General features: G+C 62.5%; 9 protein-coding genes and 1 pseudogene. 8 read left to right on the top strand and 2 right to left on the bottom strand.

Features of this window, described 5'->3' with window-relative positions; all coding sequences use genetic code 11:
- The 8 genes and pseudogenes from ACEW8N_RS03370 to glp form a co-directional block, all read left to right on the top strand.
- Positions 1–465 (top strand): annotated as a pseudogene (locus tag ACEW8N_RS03370) (hypothetical protein); the annotation flags it as partial.
- Between the two features lie 248 nt (positions 466–713).
- Positions 714–1,745: a TRAP transporter substrate-binding protein gene (locus ACEW8N_RS03365; protein WP_373498386.1), complete on the top strand. Its 1,032-nt coding sequence runs from the start codon at positions 714–716 to the stop codon at positions 1,743–1,745.
- Positions 1,746–1,940: 195 nt separating this feature from the next.
- On the top strand, positions 1,941–2,426 hold the full coding sequence (locus ACEW8N_RS03360) for a TRAP transporter small permease (protein ID WP_373498385.1): 486 nt from the start codon (positions 1,941–1,943) through the stop codon (positions 2,424–2,426).
- A complete protein-coding gene (locus ACEW8N_RS03355) occupies positions 2,423–3,736 on the top strand; it encodes a TRAP transporter large permease (RefSeq protein WP_373498384.1) in 1,314 nt (437 codons plus the stop codon). The genes ACEW8N_RS03360 and ACEW8N_RS03355 overlap by 4 nt, the downstream gene beginning before the upstream one ends.
- Positions 3,737–3,878: 142 nt before the next feature.
- Positions 3,879–4,298 (top strand): winged helix-turn-helix domain-containing protein, encoded by a 420-nt coding sequence (locus tag ACEW8N_RS03350; protein WP_373498383.1) that lies wholly within the window; start codon positions 3,879–3,881, stop codon positions 4,296–4,298.
- Entirely contained in the window at positions 4,295–4,930 is a 636-nt protein-coding gene (locus ACEW8N_RS03345) for an FmdE family protein (protein WP_373498382.1), read from the top strand. The genes ACEW8N_RS03350 and ACEW8N_RS03345 overlap by 4 nt, the downstream gene beginning before the upstream one ends.
- Positions 4,927–5,955, top strand: a complete 1,029-nt coding sequence (locus ACEW8N_RS03340; protein WP_373498381.1) for a molybdopterin-binding protein — start codon at positions 4,927–4,929, stop codon at positions 5,953–5,955. Before ACEW8N_RS03345 ends, ACEW8N_RS03340 begins: the two co-directional genes overlap by 4 nt.
- Positions 5,956–5,975: 20 nt before the next feature.
- Positions 5,976–7,193: a gephyrin-like molybdotransferase Glp gene (gene glp / locus ACEW8N_RS03335; protein ID WP_373498380.1), complete on the top strand. Its 1,218-nt coding sequence runs from the start codon at positions 5,976–5,978 to the stop codon at positions 7,191–7,193.
- Between the two features lie 39 nt (positions 7,194–7,232).
- Here glp and mobB read toward each other — a convergent pair whose 3' ends face one another.
- On the bottom strand, positions 7,233–7,748 hold the full coding sequence (mobB, locus tag ACEW8N_RS03330; RefSeq protein ID WP_373498379.1) for a molybdopterin-guanine dinucleotide biosynthesis protein B: 516 nt from the start codon (positions 7,746–7,748) through the stop codon (positions 7,233–7,235).
- 27 nt (positions 7,749–7,775) lie between these two features.
- The gene (locus tag ACEW8N_RS03325) at positions 7,776–8,303 is read right to left on the bottom strand and encodes a universal stress protein (RefSeq protein WP_373498378.1); all 528 of its coding nucleotides are present in this window, start codon (positions 8,301–8,303) and stop codon (positions 7,776–7,778) included.
- Positions 8,304–8,329 lie beyond the last annotated feature (26 nt).

Here is an 8,329-nt window from a genome sequence, read left to right as displayed (position 1 = left end):
GTCCACGCCGACACCCGGATCCCGGCGCCGGTGTTCGGCCAGATCATCGACCTGCTGCGGCGCCAGCCCATGATTGTCGGCGGGGCGGTCGGCGGCCGGTTTTCCGGCGGCGGATGGCGCCTTCGCCTCATCGAGACGGCCAATGATCTCCGGGCGGCTTTCCTGGGGATCAGCTTCGGGGACCAGGTGCAGTTCTTCCGGCGCAGGCCGGTTGTCGGGATGGGAGGCTATCCGGATATGCCCCTCATGGAGGACGTGGAGCTGAGCCTTCGGCTGCAGGGTCTGGGACGGGTGGTCTTTCTTTTCGGGGACGCGGAGATCTCCCCGCGACGATGGCGGTCCGGTGTCTCACGACGCGTGGGCCTCATCATCCGCCTTTTTCTGGCCTACCTCTGGCAACGGCTTTTGGGGCGGCGGCCCGACACCCTTTCCATGTATTTCAAATATTATGGAAAATCGCCATGATCCCTTAGTCTTCCGGAGGCGGAATCGGGGGGGTGGACCGCCGCACCACCGGCCGGAGAGGGGCGGATGAAAAAAACATTTGAAATCTCGGAACTTTTTTAGGAGAATCAGAACTCAGGCCCACAACCCGCCATCCGCGAAAGGAGGTTTCATCGGCACCGCCCGGCATCACCCCTAAGAATCATCAACCCATGGCTCTAAATGACCATCCACGTCGGATCAACCATCAAGAAGGAGGAAGGTTTGCAATGAGGAAGAAGGCCCTGATGTTTACCAAGGTATGGTCCCTGTTTTGTTTCGCTATTTCCCTGTTGGCCGCATCGCCGGCACCGTCCGCGGCTGAAACCGCCGCGCTGACCTACAGCAACTTTTTCCCCCCCACCCACGTGCAGAGCCAGCTCTCGGAATCCTGGTGCCGGGAGGTTGAAAAGCGCACCGAAGGCAGGGTCAAGATTCAGTATTTCGCCGGCCAGACCCTGACCAACGCAAAGCAGACCTACGACAGCGTCATCGACGGCATCGCCGATATCGGAACCTCGGCATTGGCCTACACCCGGGGAAGATTCCCGGTGATGTCCGCCGTCGATCTGCCTTTCGGCTACACCTCGGGAAAAGCGGCCACCACCGTCGCCAACGATGTCTACGCGAAGTTCAGCCCCAAAGAGTTCGGCGATACGAAGGTGCTCTATTTCCATGCCCACGGTCCGGGCTTCCTCCACACCCGCGACAAGGCCGTCCGGACCCTGGAAGACCTCAAGGGCCTCAGGATACGGTCCACGGGGACCAGCGCCGATGTGGTGTCGGCCCTGGGCGGAACGCCGGTGCCCATGCCCATGCCTGAATCCTATCAGAGCCTTCAGAAGGGCGTGGTCGACGGCTCCATGCACCCGGTGGAATCCAACAAGGGATGGAAGCTCGGGGAGGTCACCAAGAATGCGACCTTCGCCTATTCCGCCGCCTACACCACGACGTTTTTCGTTGTCATGAACAAGGCCAAATGGGATAAGCTCGCTCCCGGAGACCAGAAGATCATCGAGGCCATCAACCTGGAATGGGCGCCCATGCACGGCGAGGCCTGGGATGAGAGCGATATGGACGGGCTGCGGTTCTTCCAGCAGCAGGGCAACACCATTTTCGGCCTGGATGCCAAGGAGAGCGCTCGATGGGGCGCGGCCGTCGCCCCGCTGATCGATGCCTCCGCCGCTGAACTGGACAAGAACGGGCTGGCCGGAAAATCCGTCGTCGAAACGATCCGCGAATCCTTGAAAAAATTTGAATAACCCAACATAACGAGCCGCATCAAAAGGAGACGCGTCCCGCATGGGGCGCGTCTTCTATAGACTTTCAGATAAAGATTTTGGCAAGGCAGAGCGAGAAAGGCGTATAGGTCATACGTCGACGAGCGATAACGCAGCCAAAATCTTTATCTGGAAGTCTATACAGAACCGATGCGCAGACGTGGACAGGTGGCTGACATGCAACCCTTTTGGAAAATCGTTCAATCCGTCTCGGATAAAATGAAGGCCGCAGGGGCTGCCTGCCTGGTCGGGATGGCGCTGCTGACCTGCGTCGATATTGTCGGCCGGTTTTTCAGGCATCCGGTGTTCGGTTCGGTGGAACTGGTGACGCTCTTGGGGGTGTTCGCGGTGATTTTCTCGCTTCCCTTCACCCATGAGACCAAAGGCCATTTCGGGGTCGAGCTTTTTGTCGCGAAGCTCCCGCGGAAAAAGCGCGCCGTCGTCGATATCTGCACCGCCGTCGTCAGCCTGTTGTTTTTTGCACTGGTGACGTGGCGCCTGTTTGACTACGGATCAAAGATGAAGGCCTCGGGCGAAGTCTCCATGAACCTGGAGCTGCCCGAATATCTGACTATTCTTGTCGCGGCATTCTGCTTTGTGATGTTTTCCGTGATGATCATCAAAGGGCTCGTTGAAAAGGCAGAGGTATTGAAGCGGAAATGAATCCCACACTCATCGGCATCATCGGTATTGCCGTCATGATATTGCTGTTTCTGTCCCGGATGCCCGTTGCCTACGTCATGGCCGTCATCGGCTTTGCGGGGTTCAGCGTCATCATTTCATTCCAGGGCGGCATGAACCTTCTGGCCCGGAGCTTTTACGAGACCTTCTCGTCCTACGGGCTGACCACGGTGCCCCTCTTTATCCTGATGGGACAGATCGCCTTCAACAGCGGCATCAGCCGGCGGCTCTACGATACGGCCTACAAATTTCTGGGCGGCATCCGGGGAGGCCTGGCCATCGCGACGGTATCCGCATGCACTGCATTCGGCGCCGTCTGCGGGTCGAGCCCGGCGACGGCCGCGACCATGGCCACCGTCGGACTGCCGGAGATGCGGCGGAAGGGCTATGCCGACGAGCTGGCCGCCGGATCGGTTTCAGCCGGGGGCGGCCTGGGGATGATCATGCCCCCCAGTGTGGTGCTCATCGTCTACGGCGTCATGACGGAACAGTCCATCGGCAGATTGTTCGCCGCGGGCATCCTGCCGGCGTTTCTGGTGACGTTCCTGTTCATCGTCGCCGTCATGATCTGGTGCAGCTTTTATCCGGACCAGGGGCCCCGGGGCGAAACCTTCACCTGGGGCGAAAAAATGCGCTCCCTCATCGACCTGGGCGAGACGCTGACCGTCTTCGGGATGATCATGGGCGGCCTCTTCTTCGGACTCTTCACGCCCACCGAGGCCGCCGGGGTCGGGGTGTTCGGCGTCACGCTCGTTGCGCTGATCCGCCGGCAGCTCAGTTGGCAGAGCTTTACCACCTCTCTTTATGAAACCCTGCGGACATCGTGCATGGTCATCATGCTCATCGCCGGGGCCTCCATTTTCGGGAAATTCCTGGCCGTCACCCGGATCCCCTTTGACATCGCCTCGTGGATCGGCGGGTTCAACCTCCCGCCCCTGGTCATCCTTGCCATGGTGGTGATGGTCTATTTTGTGGGGGGGTGCTTCATGGATTCCCTGGCCCTCGTCATGCTGACCGTTCCCATTTTCTTTCCCTTGATCGTATCCCTGGGGTTCGACCCCATCTGGTTCGGCATCATCATCGTGATGGTGACGGAGATGGGGGTCATCACCCCGCCGGTGGGGATCAACGTCTATGTGGTCTTCGGCGTCGCGAGGTCGCTTCCGGGGGGCATGCCCCTGGAGGCCATCTTCAGGGGGATCATGCCGTTCCTGCTGGCGGTTTTCGTGGGGATCGTCATCCTCGCGGTTTTCCCCCAGATCGTCATGGTACTGCCGAACCTCATCTACTGATCCGGCGCAGGCCCGTCCGCCGCGCCTGCGTTTTGCACCCCGAGGGGCGATATTGCTTGCCTCGGCCCGGATTGCATGCCATAACCCAAAAAAAATGGCTGCCCGAAAAAAGCGGCGGCGGACATGACGGGAGGACCCCGGGATGATGGAAAAAGACAACCCCGTGGAATGGCGTCTGCGGTCAAAGGTCTGGATCGAGGTCGAGGGACGGCCGGTCATGGGGGAGGGCCGCATGGCCATGCTCCAGGCCATCCACCGCTGTGGCTCGATCATCGATGCCTCCCGGGAAACGGGGATTTCCTACCGAAAGATACGGGGAGCCGTCCGGGATATGGAAACGGCTGTCGGCCGCCCGCTGGTCAAGGTTTTTCGGGGCGGCGGGGATGGCGGCGGGGCGATGCTGACCACAGAAGCCCATGCCCTGATGGACGCTTTTCGGAAATTCGCGGCCGGTCTCCAGCAGGAAGCGAAGGTCCGGTTTCAAAATAGTTTCAAACCGTCGTCCGGGACCGAGTGGCAAAATCCGCCGCTCGCAGGAAAGCAAGGAGGATATCCGGCATGAAGTCATTCGATGCCTTGTTGGGGGCGTCGGTCGAACGGCACGGACATCTGTGCGCCGGTCAGGTCATCGGCGTTCGAATGGCCATGCTGGGATGCCGGCTGGTCGGGATCGATGACCCCACGGCGCCCCATTTGCGGAAAAAGCTCATGGTCTATGTTGAAATCGACCGGTGCGCCACCGATGCCATCGAGAGCGTCACCGGATGCCGGATGGGCCGGCGCTCGCTGAAGTTCAGGGATTTCGGAATCAACGCGGCGACCTTTGTCAACCTGGACACCCGGGTGGCCTATCGGATTGTCTCCACGGAGAGCGCCAGGGAGATGGCAAAGGAGTACGCCCCCGGGGAGAGCACCGTTCACCGACAGCAGTTGGAAGGCTACAAGCGCATGCCGGACGCCCTCCTTTTCGATGTTCAGCGGGTCGGAGTGAGCCTTCCCGAGTGGGAGATGCCCGGCCCCCCGCGCCGCCATGCCGTGTGCGACCGATGCGGCCAGATGGTTCGCGACGGTCGGGAAATTGTGTCCGGCGGCGAGACCCTGTGCCGCCCCTGCGCCGGAGAGAGCTATTTTTATCCCGTGGACGGACCCGAAGGCGACGCCTGTGGAGACCCTCCGAAGGAGATGCATGCATGATCCGAGTGGTGAAAATAGAGGATGCGGTGGGGTGCGCCCTGGCCCATGACATTACCGAGATCCGGCCGGGCGAATTCAAGGGGCCCGTGTTCCAGAGGGGCCACATCCTGAGCTGCCGGGATCTGGACCACCTCCGCCGCCTGGGAAAAGACCATCTCTATATCCTGAAGCCCGAGGACGACGAAGTCCACGAGGACGATGCGGCCAGGGCGATGGCGACCGCGCTCTGCGGCGACGGCGTGGGCTGGAGCGGTGCGCCCCGGGAAGGGAAGCTGGCGCTTCGGGCCGCCCGGGACGGCATGCTCCTGGTGGATACCGCGTCCCTGAACAGGTTCAATATGATAGGAGAGGTGATGTGCGCCTACCGGCACACCCGCACCCTGGTGAAGCGCGGCGACCCGGTGGCCGCCACGCGGGCCATCCCCCTCCTGGTGCCCCGGAGGGTCGTCGACGCGGCCGTGACAGAGGCGCGCACCGCAGAGCGCGGCGTCCTGCGCGTCCTGCCGCTCAAACGGGCCGCCGTCGGCGTCATGATCACCGGGAGCGAGGTCTTCTACGGCCGGATCGAGGACAAATTCGAACCCATCATCCGGAAAAAGGTGACCGACCTGGACGGCCGGGTCATCGATGTGGTCTTCCTGCCCGACGACGACGCCCGGATCGCGGAGACCGCCCTGAAATTCCTGGACCGGGGCGCCGACATCATCATCACGACCGGGGGCATGTCGGTGGATCCCGACGACCGAACGCGGTTCGCCCTGGCGCGGGCCGGGGCCGTGGACATGGTCTACGGCGCGGCCGCCCTTCCCGGGGCCATGTTCATGATCGCCTACCTGAAAGACGTTCCTGTGCTGGGGATACCGGCCTGCGGGCTTTTTTCGGCGACCACCGTCTTCGACCTCATCTATCCCCGGGTCCTTGCCGGAGAAAAAATCACCCGCAGCGAGGTTGCGGCCCTGGGCCACGGCGGCTTCTGCCTCAATTGCAAGAAATGCGTTTATCCGGTCTGCCCCTTCGGCAGATAAACGGGTTCCGGGAGAAAAATATGACCGATACCCTTGCGGTGGGGCTGGACGAGGCGCTTGAAATCACCCTCGCGCGGGTCGCGACCCTGGCTTCGGAGACGGTGGATCTCCATGAAAGCGTCGACCGGGTGGTTTCAGCGGATCTGGCATCCCTGGTGGACTCCCCCTCCGTTGATGCGTCCCTGAAGGACGGTTATGCCGTGCTGTCCCGGGAGGTGGCCGGGGCGTCGCCCGAGCACCCGGTAAGGCTCTCGCTGGTCGGCGTGATGGCCGCAGGCGGCGGGGAGGATATCCCGGTGGTCCCGGGAACGGCGGTGCGGGTCCTGACCGGCGCAAGGATCCCCAGAGGCGCCGATGCGGTCGTATCCGAGGAGTTCGTGACGGTTTCGGGCGGCCAGGTCCGGGTCGGCATCCTTGCCGAACCCGGCCGCAACATCCTGGCCCGGGGCAGCGACGTGGCCCGGGGAAAAATCGTCGTGGAAACCGGGCGCCGCCTGACACCCGGAACCGTAGGGATTCTGGCGGCCGCCGGCCACGGAAGGGTACCCGTGTTTCGGAACCCGCGGGTGGCCATCCTCGCCACGGGCGACGAGGTCGTGGCGGCCGGCCGGCCCCTGCCCGAGGGGAAGCTTTACGCCAGCAACATCGCGACCCTGGGGGCCTGGTGCCGCCGCTATCGGATGGAAACCCGAATGGACATCGTCCGGGACGATCCCGATGCGCTCCAGGATGCCCTGAAAGCCCTCGCCCGGGATGCGGACGCCCTGGTGACGAGCGGCGGGGCCTGGACCGGGGACCGGGACATGGTGGTGCGGATCCTCGACCGGCTGGGATGGGAACAGGCGTTTCACCGGATCCGCATCGGTCCCGGAAAGGCCGTGGGGTTCGGCCGCCTCTCCGGAAAGCCCGTATTCATCCTGCCGGGCGGGCCTCCCTCGAACCTGATGGGGTTCCTGCAGATCGCCCTTCCGGGCCTCCTGAAGCTGGCGGGCCACCGCCGCCCCGGCCTGCCGGTCACCCCGGTACGGACGGCGGCGGATCTCAAGGGCCGGGACGCCCACTGGACCCAGTTCATTTTCGGGATGATCGAGAGGCGCCCGGACCTTCCGGTCTTCCATCCCCTCCGGGGCGCAAGCCGCCTCAAATCCATGGCCGAAGCCGAAGCCGTCGCCGCCATCCCCGAAGGCTTGACCCTCATCCCGGCCGGGACGGTGATCCCGGTCCAGGTTCTGGAATAGCCCTGCCGGAAGGCTTCCGGGCGGTTTTCCCGGCGGAGTTCACCGCCCGGGCGGCGGAGAAAGAAATCTGGCTTCGATCAGGTCGGCCAGGGCGGGGACATCGTCGATGTGAAGCCGGGGAACGCCGATGTCCAGCGGGACGTCGGACATGACGGCCACGAGGGTGCCCGGATTTTCTTTGCCGTGGAGGGGGCGCCGGTGGGCCGTGCTGAGGAAGACCTCGACCTGGGGCATCCCGGCGTTTTTGTAGCCCTCCGTCAAAACGATATCCATATCCGAAAGCTGTTCGGCGACAATCCGATCCAGCCCGGCTTCTTCCACAACATCCCGGATCACCGATATTTTCCAGGGCGAGGAGATGACCACGGTTTCGGCCCCGGCCTGTTTGTGGCGCCAGGTGTCTTTGCCCTCGTGGTCGATATCGAAGCCGTGGGTATCGTGCTTGACCGTGCCGACACGGTATCCCCGGCGCTTCAATTCCGGGATCAGCTTTTCAAGGAGAGTGGTTTTCCCCGAGCGCTTCTTGCTCACGATGGATATCACAGGGGGCTTCATGGCGGTTCTCCGGGGAAGCAATGCGGTTCAAGCCCCTTTTGGTGCAGGCTTCGGCGGAACCACCAGGACCGGGATCTTGGCGCCGCGCAGGACGTTTTTAATGGTCGGACCGATGGATGTCCCGGTGATGAAGCCCTGATGGGCGCCCATGACGATCAGATCGCAGTGGTGTTTTTTGGCCTGGGTGACGATATCCTCCACCACATCACCGTCGGTGAGGACGATTTCCAGGGAATGATACCCGCAGGCATCCCCTTCGATGCCGGCCTCGGCGCAGAACTTCTCCAAAGCCTCGCGGATCAGCCGGTTGTCCGATTTTTTTCCGGTCAGGGAAGCCAGGGCGGTTTTTTCATTGGCCGCGATATGGGCCTTCCACTTTTCATCCCCCAGCATCCCTTTCAGATAGGCCTCAATATAGTCCGGTATTTTTTCCAGGACATGGAGCAGGACGAGGGTGGCCCGGTACCGGGTCGCCAGGGACGCGGCGAATTCGAATGCCGGTGAGCAGTTCTCGGTGAGATTGGTTGCAAACAGGATGGACGAAACGGGCTTCATGACGCGGCCTCCCTTGCAGGGTGATG

The organism is Desulfococcus sp., assembly GCF_041737845.1.
Classification (GTDB): Bacteria; Desulfobacterota; Desulfobacteria; order Desulfobacterales; family Desulfococcaceae; genus Desulfococcus.
Note: the sequence above shows the minus strand (reverse complement) of the source record. Positions and strands in the feature narration are given on the sequence as shown.